We start from the raw sequence: 17,584 nt of genomic DNA, 5'->3' as shown, positions 1-17,584 counted from the left end.
ACACGGCCGGCCAATGGTGGAATAGGGCAGCCAAAAGGACGCCCGCTGCTGATAGAGGCAATAGTCCGGCCGCGCCATAACGAATGGCATAGCTGCGCCGCACCGCCTGCAATTGAGCAGTGGCCTGGCCTTGCGCGCTAAGCAGACTGGTTTCGGTTGAGTTATAGACGGTTTGCATCATGCCGCGTCCGGTGAAATAAGCTTCGCCCGCCGCTGCGCCAGCAGGCGTTCGAATAGCAGCAGCAGCCCCGCCAGCAGCACCAGCCACGGGCGCAAATCAGTTTGGCGAAAGCCGTGGGCGGGATGAGCATTAATCAGAGCTGGGGTGGCTAGCGTACTTGCACCAGCTAGCTGGGCCGGGGCCAGCGTGCGGCGGTCGTGCGCGGCTTCCGCCTCAGCCAGCCCGGTTTGAATACCGCCGATGTTATCGGCTGCTTCTGGCCGTAGCAGTTCCAGCAGGCGGGCGGGTAGCTGTGGGGCGTCGGCCAGTTCGCTCCAGGCCGGGTTTAGGCGGGTATGGAGTTGGTATACAAAGCCATGGCCTAGCGGCTGGCGCGAGAGAATGGCGCGGCCGCGGCCATCGGCCCACACGGTTTCGCCGCCTTGGAAGGCAGCATGGTCGCCCCGGCGAAACACGGTGACGGCAGCGGCATCTGGCTCGTTGGTGGCCAAGCGCGCCGTATCGACCACGCCCGGCGCGGCGGCTTCTACCCAAAGCTGGTGCTTATTTCTTGCCATATCCTCGCGCCAACCCTGCGGCAGGGGCTCATCCGACAGCCAGAATAACCAATCGGCATGCAGGTTATTCGGTCGCGTTTTCACTTGGCGCAGCTGTGGCACAATGGGCAGTTCGCCTGCTACCGCCCGTAGGCCCGCTTGCAGGTAATGGGCATCGGCGGCGTATTCCGGGGAGGCGTAAATTTCAATCCGCGCGGGCATCGCCTCAATCGCAACACCTTCATCCGATTTTGTTGATGCCGAAGCCGGTTCCAACACCATGTTTTTGCCCCCGGTGCTATTCGACTGTAAGCGCAGCGGGGCCAAACCGGTCACGCGAACTTCTGCGCCCTCGTGCTGCTCCAGTAATCCTTCCTGCCGGAAGGTAGTCTGCGTTTCGGTGCTGCGGCCCACCAGCAGGCGCAGGCTGTCGCCCACTTGCGCGGCACTGGCCAGCCACGCAGTGGAGGTGGTATCGGGCAACGCCTGCCAGGTTACGGCCGCTGGCAGTGTCGGGTGGCTACCTTGGAAGTTGCGCAACGCCGCACCCGTCACGACAAAAAGCGGCTGGCCCGGGAAAACAGTAGTGGCCTGCAGCACCCGCGCCCAGGCAAATAGCTTGGCCCCGTCCGCCACCGAATCGGCCGCGCTGCTGGGGCGGCCCGCCGCCAGCGCCCGCCATGTCCTGCCCGGTACCCGCGGAAAACCCGGGGCCAGCCAGCGCAGCGCGTAGCCTTTCCGGCGCAACGAATCAATGGAAGCTTTCAGGCCTGCCAGTGCGGGCAAGCCCGCCGCGTCAGCGCTTAGCAGCACGACGCCCCGGCTGGTGGGCAGCGCCGTGCGCCACACCGGGCCGGATGCCGCCACGGCCAGCACCGCCAGCAGCGCGGCCCGCAGCAATAGCAATCCGAGCTGCTCCAGCTTCAGGTTGCGCAGGCGACGGTTGGCGCCCGCAGCCAGCCAACGTAGGCTGCCTACGGCTACTTCGCGGCCCGGCCGGCGGTTCCAGAGATGAATGGCCACCGGCACCAGCAAACCCAGTAGGGCGAGTAGCGCGGCAGGGTTGAGCAAGGTGAACAATGGCTAACGGAATCAGAAACGCAATAACAGACAATGAAATGGTGGCAGAAGTGGCTTCGGATTTAACTGCCAAGGTTGCGCCGCCTGATAAACTCCCGCATCGCGGCATCCAGCGGCTGCGAGGTATCCAGCAGATGGTAATCAAAGCCCTGCCGACGGGCCTGCTGGGCTGTTTCGCGCAGCCACTCCTGCAGCTGCTTTTGGTAGGCGGCGCGCTGCTGGTCGGCGTCGATTTGCAGAGTCTGGCCGGTTTCCAAATCCCGGAAGGTAACCGCGCCCTGATAGCTGAATTGTAGCTCGTTATGCGCCATCAGGTGCAGCAGCAATACGTCGCCGCTGGTGGCGCGCAGGCGCGTGAGCAGCGCATTTATTTCGGTGCTCTCCTCATACAAGTCGCTCACGCATACCGTCAGGGCGCGCTGCCGCCGCGCCGTGAGCGGGGCCAGTGTGCCGGCGCCGGGGAAGTGGCCGGTGGCCTCAGCGGTTTCGAGGGCGTGGTAGAGGCGGGGCAGCTGGCGGGCATCGGCGCGGGGCGCGAGGTGGCGCAGGCCGGTGGGACTAAGAATGCTGAGGCCCACGGCGTCACCCTGTTGGGTGGCCAGGTAGGCCAGTGCGCCAAGCAGCAACCGGGCGTAGTCGAGCTTGGTCAGGCCGTTGTCGTCGCGGTGATTCATGCTGGCGCTGGCGTCGAGCAGCAAGTGCACGTTCAGGCTGGTGTCGATTTCCGACTCTCTCAAATAATACCTATCCGAACGGGCGGCCAACCGCCAGTCGAGACGGCGCAGGTCGTCGCCGGGCTGGTAGGGGCGGTACTGGCTGAACTCCATGCCCGCGCCGTGCCGCCGGCTGGCATGCGCGCCGTTCAGGAATCCCTCCGCCGCTTGCCGGGCAGCGAGGGAGAGGTTGCGCAGGCCATGCAGGATTTCGGGAGTGAGCATTTGATTGTAGCGTGGACTTTCAGTCCGCGAATCGAACAGTTAAGCAGAATTATAACACTCGCGGACTAAAAGTCCCTCCGGGTACGACCGCGCTATACCGCCACCGCTTTCAGCAGCTCCGCCACCGCATTATCCGGCGTCAGATTCTCGGCTTCGGCATTGAAATTCAGTAAAACCCGATGCCGCAGCACCGGCGGGGCCAGCGTGCGAATATCCTCCAGCGTAGCGGCGAAGCGGCCGTGCAACAGGGCCCGCGCTTTGGCGCATAGTATCAGCGCCTGCCCGGCGCGCGGCCCCGCGCCCCAGCGCCCGTAGTCCTGAATAAACTTTACTTCCGAGGTGGCGGGGCGGGTGGCGCGTACCAGCCGGTTCACGAAATCCATCAGCTCGGGACTCAAACTCACTTGCCGCACGAGCGCCTGCAGGGCCCGGATGTCGGCCCCGCCCAGCACCGGCTGCACCGCTTGGCCAGCCGCGCCGGTAGTGCCACGCAGCACGGCCAGCTCCTCCGCCGCCGTGGGGTAGCCGATGCGCACGTACAGCAAAAACCGGTCGAGCTGAGCCTCGGGCAGCGGGTAGGTGCCGCTTTGCTCGATAGGGTTTTGGGTGGCCAGCAGGAAAAAGGGCTTGGGTAGCGCGTGCTCCTGCCCGGCATAGGTGACGTGGCCCTCCTGCATGGCTTCCAGCAGGGCGGCCTGGGTTTTGGGCGGGGTGCGGTTTATTTCGTCGGCCAGCACCAGGCTGGCGAAAATCGGCCCGGGGTTAAACTTGAACGAGCGGCGGCCGGTGCCGTGGTCTTCCTCCAACACTTCGGTGCCGAGAATATCCGTCGGCATCAAATCGGGCGTGAACTGGATGCGGCGAAAGGGCAAATCCGTCGCGGCGGCCAAAGTGCGCACCAGCAGCGTTTTGGCCAGGCCGGGCACGCCTTCGAGCAGGGCGTGGCCGCCGGCGAGCAGCGCCACCAGCACTTCATCGAGCACGGTTTCCTGGCCCACAATGACCTTGGCGATTTCGGCCTTCAGCACCGGCAGCTTGGCCAGGAGCGTGTTTACTTCTTGTTCGGTCATTCTTTTAGTTGTCAGTTGCTCGTTGTCAGTTGTTCGTTGGCAAGCGTTGGCTTTGTGGGCCTAACAACTGACAACGAGCAACTGACAACTACATCACGTCAAGGCATAAAGCAAAATATTCACCCCAAACTTGGTGTTGTCTTCCGCCAGAAAGCGCTTGTTGCGGAAGTCGTAGTCCCACTCGCAGCCGTAGTCTTTGTTGGAATACAGCACGCCGATGCGGCCTTTGATTTCCACGGCTTTCAGGTAGTCGTGCACCAGGTCGTCGCCCCAGCCATTCAACTCGAAGCCGGTGTTGGGTGGGCCGTCTTTGAAAGTGAAAAACTGGGAATAAATCGGGTGGGAATTGGGGATTTTCTTCAGGGCGTTGGCCCCAAAGCACTGGCGCATCTGCTCCTCGAAAGAGCGGGCAAACAACCCGTCAATGTCGTGGTTGCAGTCGTCCACGAATACAAAGCCACCGTTGCGCACGTACTGGATAAAGTTCTGCTTTTCAGTACTAGAGAACTGCACCAGTCGGTGCCCGCTCAAGTAGCAGAAGGGGTAGTTGAACAGCTCCGCACTATCGAGGGCCACTACTTTTTCCTTGGGGTCGACGGGCACTTTGGTGTACTGTACCAGCGAGTGCAGCAGGTTGGCGGGCATGCGTTCGTCCACCGCGTCCCAGTCGCCGGAGTGGTATTTCAGGCGCACAAAAGTGAAAGGGGCAGCGGGCACGATGGAAAGGGTAGCGGCGGAGAAAAATGGAGAAAGCAGACAGGCGCTAGCGCGATAGTCGGGCGGGAAATAAATCGGTTGCGCGAAGCGTTGAAATCAGCCGCAATAAATACGCTTCCAAGCTGGAGCGCAACCTTTTGGACGACTCCAACTGTATTAAACCTGACCGTTTCGGCACGACCGTTGCCGAAGCTACGCCTGAAATTCGAGATGGCTCCGGCCGGTTACTTCCATCCTATATCCGCTATTCCCTATGAAAAAGCTGCTGATAATCGCATTATTGAGTTTTGGTTTGATGCCGCTGGCACACGCACAGTTCGGCATCAAAGGCGGCCTGAACGTGGCGGAGATGACCGGCCGCGATGGCGAAAGTGCTTCCTACAAAGCGTTTTATCACGTCGGGGTTTTCTATCAGGCCAAAATTGTGGGGCCGCTGTCCATTCAGCCCGAGGTGCAGTATTCGGTGGCCGGTGGCAACCTGAAATCGGCCCTCACCAACTACGACAGCAAGTTGCACTACCTCACGGTGCCCATTCTGGCCAAGCTTACTGTGGGGCCGGTATTTGTGGAAGCCGGGCCGCAATACGGTATTCTACTCAGCGCCAACCAGTCGGGGCAAATGCAAGTAGGCTTTACCGCCGACGGCCAGCCTGCCTACGGCAACCAGTCGCGGTCGGCCAGCAGCGAGTTTAAGAGCAGTGATTTTAGCGTAGTGGGCGGCGTGGGGCTGAAACTGTCCAGCGACTTTTCGCTGGGTGGCCGCCTCGTGGCGGGCCTGAACGATATCAACGACGCCAAAAACCTGTCCGGCATCAACGACCCACGCCTGAAAAACCGGGTGTTTCAGGTGTACGCAGCCCTGCAGTTTGGCGGGAAGAAATAATGTAGCGTGGACTCGCAGAGTCCACGCTACATTGGCCTAAATAGCGTCCGACAGGCTCGTGAACGTGAAATCCCGGATTTTCAGCGGCGGAATCAGGCAGCCGGCCAGGCGCTGGGGCCGGCCGATGGCCTCGATGTTGTTGAGCATGATAATGGGGCTTTCATTGAAGCGCAGGTTTTTGATGGGGAATTTGATGGCCCCGTTTTCGATGTAAAACGTGCCGTCGCGCGTCAGGCCGGTGTAGAGCAGCGTCTGCGGGTCGACTTCGCGGATGTACCACAGGCGCGTGACCAGAATGCCTTTGGCCGTGCTCTTGATGAGCTCGGCGGTGCTTTGGGTGCCGCCCGCCATGATGAACCCGCTGGGGAAGGCCGTGGCCGCCACCTTGTTTTTCTCGGCCCAGAAGCGCGAGTAGTACAGCTGCTTCACCACGCCTTTCTCAATCCAGCTCAGGCGCTTGGTGGGCAGGCCGTCGCCGTCGAAAGCGCTGCCGGGCACTTCGGCGTTCATGGGGTCGGAGTAGATGTTCACGCGCTCATCGAACAGCTTTTCGCCCTTGCGGTTGCCGCCGCCTTTCTTGGTCATGAAGCTCCGTCCTTCGTCGGCCGAGCGGGCATCCAGCCCATACATCAGCCCGCCGAGCAGCGACAAATCGCCGCCGTCCATCAGCGCGGCCGGCTCCAGAATCACGGTGTATTTGCCGGGCTCGATGGCCTTGGCGTTCACAGAACCCAGGGCTTTGTCGGCGGCGCGCTGGGTGAGGGCTTTGGCGTTGAGCTTGGCGGGGTCCGTCACGTCGGCAATGGCGTAGCCCGAGCCGCGCCCGTCGGCGGTGCGCACCGTCACCGAAAAGTCGGTATTCGTGGACTGCTGGTAGGCTTCGAGGCCCTTGGAATTGCGCAGCGCCTGAAAGCGGGTGCCGCCATCCAGAAAGCCGGCGGCTGTCAGGTTTTTGGCGGCGCAGAGGTTCATGCTGTCGGCGGCAGCCTGGGCGCGGGTGGCCGCCGTGAGCAGGGTAGTGGCCGCCGAGGGCGGACTCACGTAGGTTTGCGGGCCGAGCAGGGGTACGTATTCGGGGCTTTCGGGGGCGAGCTTGGCAATTTCCTCGGCTCGCTGCACGCAGCGTTTCAGGGTAGCGTCGTCGAACTCGTTGCAGGTGGCAATGCCGCTGCGCTTGCCGAAGCGGCTTTCGACGGCCAGCGACACGGAGTTCTGCGAGCCCGCCGTGCTCACGCTGTTGCGGGCGTAGCGGATGTTGCCGGTGGTGCGCCCGTTCAGCGATACCGCGCACTCGTCGGCGGTGCTATAGCTCAGAACTTTTTTGAGTAAAGCCTGGGCTTCGTCTTTGGAGAGAATAGCCATGTTGATTTGCAGAAATGTGGGGAAGGAGTGGGCTAAACTTTGCGGGCGGTGTTGATGACGTTCACGCCATTAAACCGCGTGGTGGCCGAGCCATGGCTCACCGATGACACCTGGGCCGGCTGACCCTTGCCGTCGAAGAAGGTGCCGAACAGGCGGTAGTCCGACTGGTCGCACGAGCCGGCGCAGGCGCCCCAGAATTCCTGGGTGTTCGACTGGTAGGCCACGTCTTCCAATGGCTCAGTGATTTTGCCTTTCTCAATCGCAAAAAACAGCTGCCCGCCAAACTGGAAGTTGAAGCGCTGCTGGTCGATGCTGAACGAGCCGGCGCCAGCAATGTAAATGCCTTTGTCCACGCCCTTCACCATTTCGTCAGGGCTCATTTTGGCGGTGCCGGGGCGCAGGCTCACGTTGGGCATGCGCTGGAACTGCACGTCTTCCCACGACTGCGCGTAGGCGCAACCGTCCGATTCCTTCTGGCCCACGATGTGCGCCTGGTCCCTGATTTTCTGGTAGTTCACCAATTTGCCTTCCTTGATGAGGTCCCACTCGCGGGTTTTCACGCCCTCGTCGTCGTAGCCCACGTTGCCCACCGAGCCGGGCTGTAGCTTGTCGGCCACGATATTTACTTCCTTCGAGCCGTAGGGCAGGTTTTTGGCCTTCCATTCCAGCGTGGCGAATGAAGTGCCAGCAAAATTGGCCTCGTAGCCCAGCACGCGGTCCAACTCCGTGGGGTGGCCGACTGATTCGTGAATCGTCAGACCCAGATGACCAGGGTCGAGCACCAAATCATACTTGCCGGGCGTAACGGATTTCATCGTCAGTTTGGCTTTGGCCTGCTTGCCGGCCAGCGCCGCATCGGTCAGCATATCGTAGCGCAGCTTGTAGCCAATGGTATCGGTCCCCTGCGGCCCGCGGACCTGCTCGGCCGCGCTGGGCGTGAGGTACTCAAAACCCAAACCCACCGGCGCGCTCAGCGCATCGCGCGAGCGGAACTTGCCTGACTTCATATCCACGGCCGTGGCCGAAAACGTGGGCCAGAGCCGGTGAATGTCCTGGTCGATGTAGGAGCCGTCGGTGCTGGCGAAATACTTCTGCTCGTTCACCTGAAACAGGGCCGAGTTGATGTAGTTGGCGCCTGCATCGAGCGCAGCGGCGTTGGCAGCCAGCAGCAAGTCCACCTTCTGCTTGATGGGCACCTCGAAAGCGCTTTGCTGGATGGGTGTTTTCCAGCTCACGTCGCCATAGCCCTGCTGCGGGGCCAGCTGCACGGGCTCTTTCATCACCAGCTTGTTGGCCTTGGCAATGCTCACGGCCTCGCGGGCGGTGGCGGCCAGGTTGGCTTCGGTAACAACGCTGGTGGAGGCGAAGCCCCAGCAGCCGCTCACCAGCACCCGAATGCCCACGCCGTAGCTCTCGGTGCTCACGATGTTCTGCACCTGCTTCTCGCGCGTGAACACGTATTGGTTCAGCGAGCGGCCGATGCGGACGTCGGCGTAGTCGGCCCCGGCGGCTTTGGCGGCGTTCAGGGCCGCGTCGGCCAGGCGTTTTTTCACGATGACATCGGCCCCCGGTTCCAGCAGGCGGGCGGGGTCCACGGGCGTGTGGCCGAAGCCCGGCAGGCTCGGCAGAAACAGGGCTCCGGCGGCGAGGCCGGTGAGGCCCACAAAGTCGCGTCTTTTCATAAGGTTTGCAGAAAAAAGTGAAAGTGTAGCGTGGACTCTGCGAGCCCGCGCCTCGGTTAGTAATGCAAGAGGGAAACCCGCTAAGCGCGGACTCGCAGAGTCCACGCTACAAACTACACCGCGTCCGACAGGCTCGTGAACGTGAAGTCCCGGATTTTGAGCGGCGGCACGAGGTTGCCGTTCAGGCGCACCGGTTTGCCGATGGCTTCGAGGTTATTGAGCATAATCACCGGGCTTTCGTTGAAGCGGAAATTCTTCACCGGAAACTTGATTTGGCCGTTTTCGATGTAGAATGTTCCATCCCGCGTGAGGCCAGTGAAGAGCAGCGTCTGCGGGTCGACGGGGCGGATGTACCACAGACGCGTCACGAGAATGCCTTTTGCGGTGCCCTTGATGAGGTCGGCGGTGCTTTGGGTGCCGCCTTCCATAATCCAGCCGTTGGGGCGGGGCAGGTCGGGGATGCCGGCCTTCTGCGCCCAGTAGCGCGAGGTGTAGAGGTTCTTCACCACGCCCTTTTCAATCCAGGTGGTGCGCTGCTGCGGCCGGCCGTCGCCGCTGAAAGTCAGGTCGCTGATTTCCGGATTCAGCGGGTCGGAGTAAATCGTAACCCGCTCATCGAACAGCTTTTCGCCCTTGCGGTTGCCGCCGCCTTTTTTGCTCAGAAAGCTGCGGCCTTCGTCGGCATTGCGGGCGTCGAGGCTCTGCATGAGCGCGCCAATGAGCGACGTATCTACGTTGGACAGCAGCGCGTTGGGCTCCAGAATTACGGTGTATTTGCCCGGCTCAATGGCCCGCGCCTTCACCGAAGAAGCCGCCTTGTCGGCCGCAATTTTCGTGAAGCGGGCCGCGTCCATCTTGCTCGAATCGATGTAGTCGCCCGAGGCGTAGCCCGAGCCGGTACCGTCCGGCGTGCGCACCGTTACCGAAAACGTGACGTTGGAAACCTGCTGGTAAGCCTCCAGGCCTTTCGAATTGCGCTTGGCCACAAAGCCGTGCGAATCGTCCAGAAAGCCCGCCGAGCTGAGCTTGCGCTGGTCGCAGAGCGCCATGCTGGCCCCGATTTGCGCGGCGCGGTAGTCGGGCGTGATGCCAGCCGTGGCGGCCGAGTAGGAGCGGCTGCCATCGATGTACTGCTGCGGCCCGAGCAGCGGCATATACTCCGGGCTTTCCGGCGCGAGGCGTGCAATTTCCTCGGCCCGCTGCACGCAGCGGCGCAGGGTGGCTTCGTCGAACTCGTTGCAGGTAGCCACGCCGGCACGCTTGCCGAAGCGGCTTTCCACGGCCAGCGAAATATTGTCGCTGGCCCCGGCGGTGCTGATGGAGTTGCGCGCCGAGCGCACGTTGCCGCCGGTGTTGCCGCTCAGCGTGGCGTCGCACTCGTCGGCGGTGCTGAAGCTGAGGACTTTCTTGAGTATCGTTTGGGCTTCGTCTTTGGAGAGAATGGCCATGATATTTTCAGATGTGGGGATGACGGTCTGATAGGACCTTTCAGTTAACCGATTTTGCGCGCCGTGTTAATCACGTTCACGCCGTTGAACCGCGTGGTACTCGACCCGTGGCTCACCGCCGAGCTCTGGCTAGGCTGCCCTTTGCCGTCGTTGAAGGCGCCGAAGAAACGGTAGTCGCTTTCGTCGCAGGTGGCGGCGCAGGAGTTCCAGAATTCCTGGGTGTTGGCTTGATAGGCCACGTCTTCCAGCATTTCGGTGATTTTGCCTTTCTCAATGGCGTAGAACACCTGCCCGCCAAACTGGAAATTGTAGCGCTGCTGGTCGATGGAGAACGAGCCGTTGCCGGCGATGTAAATGCCCTTGTCCACCTTGCTCACCAGCTCGTCCACGCTCAGCTTGTCCTTGCCGGGCAGCAGGCTCACGTTGGGCATGCGCTGAAACTGCACGTCCTGCCACGACTGCGAGTAGCAGCAGCCATCGGAGTGGTCCTGGCCCACGACATGCGCCTGGTCGCGGATTTTCTCATAGTCCACGAGGCGGCCTTCTTTAATCAAATCCCAGCGGCGGGTTTTCACGCCTTCGTCGTCGTAGCCCACCGCGCCCAAGGTATTGGGCTGGGTTTTGTCGGCCACGATGTTCACCACTTTCGAGCCGTAGGGGATGCCCTTGGCCTTCCACTCCAGGGTGGCAAACGAAGTGCCGGCGTAGTTGGCCTCGTAGCCCAGCACGCGGTCGAGCTCCAGCGGGTGGCCGACGGATTCGTGGATGGTCAGGCCCAGGTGGTGCGGGTCGAGCACGAGGTCGTACTTGCCAGGAACTACCGACTTCGCGGTCAGCTTCTGCTTCACCTGCTTGGCGGCCGAGGCCACGTCTTCCAGCATGTCGTAGCTGTACTTGTAGCCGATAATATCGGAGCCTGTGGGGCCGGCCACCTTATCGGCGGCTTTGGGCGTGAGGTACTCGTAGCCCATGCCCACGGGCGAGCTCATGGCCTGCCGCGAGCGGAATTTGCCGCTGGCCCGGTCGATGGCCGTGACGCCGAACGTGGGGTAAATCCGGTGCACATCCTGGTCGATGTAGGAGCCGTCCGTGCTGGCAAAATACTTCTGCTCGTTCACCTGAAATAACACTGAGTTGATGAACGATACCCCCAAATCAAGCGCCTTGGCGTTCACGCCCAGCAGCAAATCCACCTTGTCCTTGATGGGCACCTCGAAGGCATTCTGCTGAATCGGGGCTTTCCAGCTCACCTCGCCGTAGCCCTGCTGCGGGGCCAGCTGCACCTTTTCCTTCTGCACTTTCGAGTTGGCCTTGGCAATCTGCACGGCCAGCTGAGCGGCTTTTGCAATGCCGGCCTCGGTCACATTGTTGGTCGAGGCAAAGCCCCAGGTGCCGTTGGCAATGACGCGGATGCCCACGCCGTAGCTCTCGGTGCTGGCAATATTCTGCACCTGCTTTTCGCGGGTGAAAATGCCCTGATTGAGGTAGCGGCCGATGCGCACGTCGGCGTAGCTGGCCCCGGCGGCTTTGGCGGCATTAAGGCCGGCATCGGCGAGGCGTTTTTTCACGGCCACGTCGGCGCCGGGCTCCAGCAGGCGGGCGGGGTCCACGAGGGTGCCGCCCAGGCTGGGGAAGCTGGGCAGAAAAAGGGCCCCGGCTGCCAGGCCGGAAAGTCCCACAAAGTCGCGTCTTTTCATTGAAGGGAAGAAATGTAGCGTGGACTCTGCGAGTCCGCGCGTGGGAGAGTTTTAGTTAAAGTTGAAAGCGAATGCGCCAGCTGCAAGCCGGCCGATGCGCGGACTCGCAGAGTCCACGCTACAAACTACACCGCGTCTGAGAGGCTGGTGAAGGTGAAGTCCCGGATTTTGAGCGGCGGCACGAGGCTGCCGTTCAGGCGCACGGGCTTGCCCAGCGCTTCCAGATTGTTCAGTATAATTACCGGGCTTTCGTTGAAGCGGAAGTTTTTCACCGGGAATTTAATCTGGCCGTTTTCGATGTAGAACGTGCCGTCCCGCGTCAGTCCCGTGTAGAGCAGCGTCTGCGGGTCGACGGCCCGAATGTAGTAGAGGCGCGTCACGAGAATGCCCTTGGCCGTGCCTTTGATGAGCTCGGCCGTGCTTTGAGTGCCGCCCTGCATAATCCAGCCGCCGGGGGGCGGGATGTCGGGCACGCCCGATTTTTGCGCCCAGAAGCGCGAGGTGTACAGGTTTTTCACGATGCCTTTTTCCACCCACGTCACTTTCTGCTGCGGGCGGCCGTCGTTAGCGAAGGTCAGGTCGGGCACGTCGGGGTTGGTCGGGTCGGAGTAAATGGTCACCCGCTCGTCGAAGACCTTTTCGCCTTTCTTGTTGCCGCCGCCTTTTTTGCTGAGGAAGCTGCGGCCCTCGTCGGCGTTGCGGGCGTCCATTGCGCCCATCATGTTGTTGAGCAAGTCGATGGCGGCGGCCGGCTCCAGAATCACGGTGTACTTGCCCGGCTCAATGGCCTTCGCGCCTACTGACGATGCCGCCTTATCGGCCGCCACCCGCGTCAGGCGGGCCGCGTCGAACTTCGCTAAATCCGTGTAGTTGGCAATGGCGTAGCCCGAGCCCGTGCCATCGGCCGTCCGCACGGTGATGGAGAAATCGACACTGCTTACCTGCTGATAAGCCTCCAGCCCCTTGGAGTTGCGCTTGGCCACAAAGCCCGCCGAGTCATTAAAGAAACCGGCAGAACTCAGCTTCTTTTGCTCGCACAGCGCCATGCTGGCCCCAATCTGCTCGGCCCGGTAATCGGGCGTGATAGCAGCCGCGCGCTGGGCAAACGAGCCCGGCGACGCCAGATAGGTCTGCGGCCCGAGCAGCGGCACGTACTCCGGCGACTCGGGGGCGAGGCGGGCAATTTCCTCGGCCCGCTGCACGCAGCGGCGCAGCGAAGCGTCATCAAACTCGTTGCAGGTGGCAGTGCCACTGCGCTTGCCGAAGCGCGCCTGCACGGCCAGCGCCACGTTCTCGGCCGCCCCGGCGGTGCTGATGGAGTTGCGCGCCGAGCGCACGTTGCCGCCGGTGCTGCCATTTAGCGTGGCCTCGCATTCATCGGCGGTGCTGAAGCTGAGGACTTTCTTGAGTATCGTTTGGGCTTCGTCTTTGGAGAGAATGGCCATGTTTTCAAATGTGGAGATGCTGGATGATTTCAGCACGACGTGCTGGAAATGTCGATTAGCCGATTTTGCGCGCCGTATTTATCACGTTCACACCATTAAACCGCGTCGTGCTGCTGCCGTGGCTCACGGCCGAAACCTGGCTGGGCTGCCCTTTCCCGTCGAAAAATGACCCGAACAACCGGTAGTCCGATTCGTCGCAAATCGCGGCGCAGGAATTCCAGAATTCCTGGGTGTTGGCCTGATAGGCTACGTCCTCAATCATGCCCGCAATCTGGCCTTTTTCGATGGCGTAAAACACCTGCCCGCCGAACTGGAAGTTGTAGCGCTGCTGGTCGATGGAGTAGGAGCCACGCCCGGCAATGTAGATGCCTTTGTCAACGCCCTTAATCATCTCGTCCACGCTCATTTTGGTTTTGCCGGGCTGCAAACTCACGTTGGGCATGCGCTGGAACTGCACCGAATCCCAGGAATCGGCGTAGCAGCAGCCGTCCGATTCGGTCTGGCCGACGATGTGGGCCTGGTCGCGAATTTTCTCATAATTGACCAGCACGCCGTCCTTGATGAGATCCCAGCGCTTGGTTTTCACGCCTTCGTCGTCGTAGCCCACCGCGCCCAGCGAGCCGGGCTGCAGCTTGTCGGCCACAATGTTCACCAGCTTCGAGCCATAGGGAATCTGCTTGGCCTTCCACTCCAGCGTGGCAAACGAAGTGCCCGCGTAGTTGGCCTCGTAGCCCAGCACGCGGTCCAGTTCCAGCGGGTGGCCGATGCTTTCATGAATTGTAAGTCCCAGGTGATTGGGGTCGAGCACGAGGTCGTATTTGCCGGCCGTTACCGACTTCGCGGTTAGCTTTTCCTTCACCTGCTTGGCGGCCAGGGCGGCATCTTCCAGCATGTCGTAAGAGTTGCGGTAGCCGATGAGGCCGGTGCCGCTGGCCCCCGGAATCTTGTCGGCGGCCTGGGGCGTGAGGTACTCGTAGCCCAGGCCCATGGGCGCGCTCAACGCATCGCGGGAGCGAAACTTGCCGCTGGCCCGGTCGATGCCCGTGACCGAAAACGTGGGCCAGATGCGGTGCACGTCCTGGTCGATGTAGGAGCCGTCGGTGCTGGCAAAATACTTCTGCTCGTTGATTTGGAAGAGCGAGGAATTCACGAAGCTGGCACCGTTGTCGGTGGCTTTCGCGTTCGCGGCCAGCAGCAATTCCACCTTCTGGGCCACCGGCACCTCAAAGGAATTCTGCTTGATGGGCGTGCGCCAGCTCACCTCGCCGTAGCCCTGTTGTGGGGCCAGCTGCACCTTCTCCTTCTGCACTTTGGCATTGGCTTTGGCGATGGCCACGGCCAGCTGGGCGGCTTTGGCCAGGCCGGCTTCGGTCACGGTATTGGTAGCGGCAAAGCCCCAGGTGCCATTGGCCAGTACCCGCACGCCGCACCCAAAGCTCTCGCCGCTGGCGATGTTCTGCACCTGTTTTTCGCGGGTGAAGATGTTCTGGTTGAGGTAGCGGCCGATGCGCACATCGGCGTAGCTGGCCCCGGCGGCTTTGGCGGCGTTCAGGGCCGCGTCGGCCAGGCGTTTTTTCTGGGCGGGGTCGAGGCCGGGCTCCAGCAGGCGGGCGGCATCTACGGGCGTGCCGCCCAGGCTGGGGAAGCTGGGCAGGAAGAGGGCTCCGGCGGCCAGGCCGGACAGTCCCACGAAGTCGCGTCTTTTCAAAAGTGAGTAAGGATTCGGGTGATAGGGAAAGCAGATTCGTAAAGATGGGACGAAATCTTAATGAAAAAGACAGCGAAGCGAACGCAGCGTTGCGTTGCATAACCAAAGGAATTATAGCACCGCGCCACTTCGCCGGCCTGCCCCACCTTCTGACGCGCCCTGTTGCTAACGCTGAGATGCAAAAAGCCCCGGTACTGTGTAGTACCGGGGCTTTTTGAAATTTGACACACCTTAGGGGCGGTTTCACATTAAGCTGTTTGCATTAAATTCCTGGGCCGCCTCTACAGCATTCAAACGTCATTTTTTGCCCAGGCAAACAGCTGCTTACTTCGACGGCCGCCACGAAATGGTCATGCCCGGCGTACCATTGCCGAAATACGTGGGCGACATGCTGACATCGCGCCCGATGGACTTGCGGCCCCAGCGGTTGCGGTGGCTCAGGTAGGCCAGGTGGGCGGAGAGGATGCCGAAGCCCGCGCCGGCGACCACGTCGCTCTGCCAGTGCTTATCGTTAATCATGCGTAGGGCCGCCACGCTGGTGGCAATGGTATAGGCCCCAACGCCATACCACTGGCTTTTATCCCGAAACTCGGTGTGCACGATGCTGGCCGCCAGAAATGCCTGCGCCGTGTGCCCCGACGGAAACGACAGGTTATCTGCCTGATTAGGCCGCTGCTCGTTGGCGAGGTACTTTACGGCGAAGGTGCTGGCCAGCATAATGGCCTCGCCTTTGGCAATGATGAGCAGCGTGTTGATGCGGTCGTTACGAGACTCTACGCCCGCCAGCGCCACGGCACCAAGCTCAAGGTAGGGCAGGAAAATTACCGTGTTGTCAATCATCGTATTGACGGGACGGAACTGCTTCTGCACATACGTTCGGGCGTCGTGGTTAACGCCCGCATCGCCCTGCGCTGTGATGGCTCCGTAGGTAATCATCACCGCCGGAATGGCCACGGCTTTGAATAGCTTGCTTTTAAAAAACGGCTTATTAACGGGCGAGGAAACACCACCGGGATTCGCGTATTTTTTGGTGGTATCGGTACGGGCAGGATTAACCTGGGCCTGGGCCGGATGCATTGCCCCGAACAACAGCATAGCGGCGGCGAAACGGGTAACTAGAAATGAGCGCATGAAAAGAAAATTGGAGTCAGCAAAAATTCGATTTTGGTATTACGGACCCGATAGCATAAACGTAACAGCAGATTTGCATGGAAATCTTAACGCCCTGATTTTGCGCTCATTGTTAGCATAAAAAAATCCCCGCCAGCGGGGCGGGGATTTTGAAATCTGTGCGAAATCTGTGGATTTAGCCACTATTCCCAGCCGCCGCCCAGCGCTCGCACCAGCGCCACGCTGGCGCCTAGCAGGTTGCTTTGGGCCTGGGTGAGCAGCGTGGCTGCGTCGAGGGTTTGGCGGTCGGCGTCCACTACTTCAAAATAGGTGGTGAGGCCGGCGCGGTACCGCTCCTTGGTGAGGGCGCTGGCCAGGCGGGCGGCGCGGTAGGCGCGCTGGCGGGCTGCCACCTGGGCCTGGTACTGGCGCACGTCGGCCTGACTGGTTTCCACTTCCTGAAACGCCACGAGGGCGGCCTGCCGATAGTCGGCCACCAGCGCTTCTGATTCGGAGCGGGCCACCTGCTCGTTGGCCCGGTTGCGGCCGCCGTTGAAGACGGGGATGCTCACGCCGCCGCCTACGTAATAGGTGTAGTTGTCGCCGAAGCGGGCCAGGTCGCCCAGCTGGGCGCTTTGCGGGCCGAGGAAGCCGTTGAGGCGCACGGTGGGCAGGCGCGTAAGCTTGGCCACATCTACCCGGGCGCTGGCGGCGGCGAGGCGGCGCTCGGCCTGCTGCAAATCGGGCCGGCGGGCCAGCAGCGCGGCGGGTAATGAGGCCGGCACGAGCGGCGCGGTCAGCGGCCCAGCCTGCGCCGGCACCGCAAAGCCGCTGGCCGGCACACCCAGCACCGTGGCCAGCGAGGATTCGAGGCCGAGGCGCTGGCGGCGGGTTTCGACCACGCTGGCATCCACGTTGGCTAACTCAGTTTCGGCGCGGTGCACGGCAATTTCGTTGTCGACGCCGGCTTGGTAGCGGGCGCGGGTCAGCTCCAGGCTGTGCTGGCGGTCGAGGCGGGCGGTGTCAAGCACCAGCAGCTGCGCATCGAGCCCGCGAATACCGAAGTAGTAAGTCGCGGCATCGGCCGTGAGCGAGAGCAGCACGGTGCGGCGGTTCGCTTCCTGCACTTGGGCATCGGCCTCGGCGGCCCGAATACTGCTGCGAATGCGGCCCCATACATCAAACTCATAGCTGGCATTGATGGGGATATAATATTGCGTCTGGACCACGCCCGCGTTGTTGGCGGCCACCGGAAACGGCAGCGGCCGCAACGCCGAAAGCCGCGAGCGGTACACTTGCGGGTCCACCGTCACCAGCGGCGAGCGGTAGGAGTTGGCCACGCGCACGTTGGCGCGGGCGCTTTCCACGCGGGCCAGGGCGGCTTGCAGGCTGAAATTCTGGGCAGTGGCCTGTTGCTCCAGGGTGTTCAGCCCGGCATCGTTGAAGAGCGTCCACCAGCTGGCGGGCGCGGGCGGGTTGTCGACGGTGGGTGGCGTGCTGCTGGCCACGGCGGCCGGCGGTGTGGCGGCCGTGAGGCTATCGGCAGTGTTTTTCCAGGCGGCGGGCGTGGGCAGGCTGGGTGGCGCGTAGCTGGGCGGACGCACGCAGCTGGCCAGCAGCGCGAGGAGAAGAAAAGGGGAGAGGCGGAGGGTCATTGGTATATCGTGTTCTTGAAGAACGTCATGCAGAGCGTAGCGAAGCATCTTTACCGCAGTCACTAATCCATT

Annotated in this window: 13 protein-coding genes; 1 reads left to right on the top strand and 12 read right to left on the bottom strand. The window is 61.8% G+C overall.

Annotated features, from left to right (window positions below; all coding sequences use genetic code 11):
- Positions 1-177: 177 nt before the first annotated feature.
- The 4 genes from ACYU7Q_RS06095 to ACYU7Q_RS06080 form a co-directional block, all read right to left on the bottom strand.
- Positions 178-1,797, bottom strand: coding sequence for a BatA domain-containing protein (locus tag ACYU7Q_RS06095; RefSeq protein ID WP_460608538.1), 1,620 nt, complete (start codon positions 1,795-1,797; stop codon positions 178-180).
- Between the two features lie 62 nt (positions 1,798-1,859).
- Positions 1,860-2,735, bottom strand: coding sequence for a DUF58 domain-containing protein (locus tag ACYU7Q_RS06090; RefSeq protein WP_460608537.1), 876 nt, complete (start codon positions 2,733-2,735; stop codon positions 1,860-1,862).
- Positions 2,736-2,827: 92 nt separating this feature from the next.
- Complete coding sequence (locus tag ACYU7Q_RS06085; RefSeq protein WP_460608536.1) at positions 2,828-3,805, bottom strand: AAA family ATPase; 978 nt, start codon at positions 3,803-3,805, stop codon at positions 2,828-2,830.
- A 93-nt stretch (positions 3,806-3,898) separates the two neighbouring features.
- Positions 3,899-4,522, bottom strand: coding sequence for a DUF4159 domain-containing protein (locus ACYU7Q_RS06080; RefSeq protein WP_460608535.1), 624 nt, complete (start codon positions 4,520-4,522; stop codon positions 3,899-3,901).
- Positions 4,523-4,775: 253 nt separating this feature from the next.
- Between ACYU7Q_RS06080 and ACYU7Q_RS06075 the strand changes: the two genes are divergently transcribed.
- Entirely contained in the window at positions 4,776-5,405 is a 630-nt protein-coding gene (locus ACYU7Q_RS06075; RefSeq protein ID WP_460608534.1) for a porin family protein, read from the top strand.
- A 36-nt stretch (positions 5,406-5,441) separates the two neighbouring features.
- On the opposite strand, the gene ACYU7Q_RS06070 is transcribed toward ACYU7Q_RS06075, so the two are convergent.
- From ACYU7Q_RS06070 to ACYU7Q_RS06035, 8 genes are all read right to left on the bottom strand, one after another.
- The gene (locus ACYU7Q_RS06070; RefSeq protein ID WP_460608533.1) at positions 5,442-6,767 is read right to left on the bottom strand and encodes a TldD/PmbA family protein; all 1,326 of its coding nucleotides are present in this window, start codon (positions 6,765-6,767) and stop codon (positions 5,442-5,444) included.
- Between the two features lie 32 nt (positions 6,768-6,799).
- Complete coding sequence (locus ACYU7Q_RS06065) at positions 6,800-8,449, bottom strand: TldD/PmbA family protein (protein WP_460608532.1); 1,650 nt, start codon at positions 8,447-8,449, stop codon at positions 6,800-6,802.
- A 113-nt stretch (positions 8,450-8,562) separates the two neighbouring features.
- Positions 8,563-9,897, bottom strand: a complete 1,335-nt coding sequence (locus ACYU7Q_RS06060; RefSeq protein ID WP_460608531.1) for a TldD/PmbA family protein — start codon at positions 9,895-9,897, stop codon at positions 8,563-8,565.
- Positions 9,898-9,941: 44 nt separating this feature from the next.
- Positions 9,942-11,594 (bottom strand): TldD/PmbA family protein, encoded by a 1,653-nt coding sequence (locus ACYU7Q_RS06055; RefSeq protein ID WP_460608530.1) that lies wholly within the window; start codon positions 11,592-11,594, stop codon positions 9,942-9,944.
- Positions 11,595-11,719: 125 nt separating this feature from the next.
- Complete coding sequence (locus tag ACYU7Q_RS06050) at positions 11,720-13,039, bottom strand: TldD/PmbA family protein (RefSeq protein WP_460608529.1); 1,320 nt, start codon at positions 13,037-13,039, stop codon at positions 11,720-11,722.
- Between the two features lie 55 nt (positions 13,040-13,094).
- Positions 13,095-14,747 carry a TldD/PmbA family protein gene (locus tag ACYU7Q_RS06045; RefSeq protein WP_460608528.1) on the bottom strand — a complete coding sequence of 551 codons (1,653 nt, stop codon included), beginning with the start codon at positions 14,745-14,747 and terminating at the stop codon, positions 13,095-13,097.
- Between the two features lie 324 nt (positions 14,748-15,071).
- The gene (locus ACYU7Q_RS06040; protein WP_460608527.1) at positions 15,072-15,878 is read right to left on the bottom strand and encodes a phosphatase PAP2 family protein; all 807 of its coding nucleotides are present in this window, start codon (positions 15,876-15,878) and stop codon (positions 15,072-15,074) included.
- A gap of 182 nt (positions 15,879-16,060) precedes the next feature.
- On the bottom strand, positions 16,061-17,512 hold the full coding sequence (locus ACYU7Q_RS06035) for an outer membrane factor lipoprotein domain-containing protein (RefSeq protein WP_460608526.1): 1,452 nt from the start codon (positions 17,510-17,512) through the stop codon (positions 16,061-16,063).
- Positions 17,513-17,584 lie beyond the last annotated feature (72 nt).

Source organism: Hymenobacter terrigena (genome assembly GCF_054776515.1).
This window is presented reverse-complemented; position numbering and strand designations above follow the sequence as displayed.

Excerpts from the sequence above, each read along its gene's own strand:
- ACYU7Q_RS06060 (WP_460608531.1), bottom strand. The coding sequence starts at position 9,897 with ATGGCCATTCTCTCCAAAGACGAAGCCCAAACGATACTCAAGAAAGTC.
- ACYU7Q_RS06065 (WP_460608532.1), bottom strand. The coding sequence starts at position 8,449 with ATGAAAAGACGCGACTTTGTGGGCCTCACCGGCCTCGCCGCCGGAGCC.
- ACYU7Q_RS06035 (WP_460608526.1), bottom strand. The coding sequence starts at position 17,512 with ATGACCCTCCGCCTCTCCCCTTTTCTTCTCCTCGCGCTGCTGGCCAGC.
- ACYU7Q_RS06040 (WP_460608527.1), bottom strand. The coding sequence starts at position 15,878 with ATGCGCTCATTTCTAGTTACCCGTTTCGCCGCCGCTATGCTGTTGTTC.
- ACYU7Q_RS06075 (WP_460608534.1), top strand. The coding sequence starts at position 4,776 with ATGAAAAAGCTGCTGATAATCGCATTATTGAGTTTTGGTTTGATGCCG.
- ACYU7Q_RS06050 (WP_460608529.1), bottom strand. The coding sequence starts at position 13,039 with ATGGCCATTCTCTCCAAAGACGAAGCCCAAACGATACTCAAGAAAGTC.
- ACYU7Q_RS06055 (WP_460608530.1), bottom strand. The coding sequence starts at position 11,594 with ATGAAAAGACGCGACTTTGTGGGACTTTCCGGCCTGGCAGCCGGGGCC.
- ACYU7Q_RS06090 (WP_460608537.1), bottom strand. The coding sequence starts at position 2,735 with ATGCTCACTCCCGAAATCCTGCATGGCCTGCGCAACCTCTCCCTCGCT.
- ACYU7Q_RS06070 (WP_460608533.1), bottom strand. The coding sequence starts at position 6,767 with ATGGCTATTCTCTCCAAAGACGAAGCCCAGGCTTTACTCAAAAAAGTT.
- ACYU7Q_RS06085 (WP_460608536.1), bottom strand. The coding sequence starts at position 3,805 with ATGACCGAACAAGAAGTAAACACGCTCCTGGCCAAGCTGCCGGTGCTG.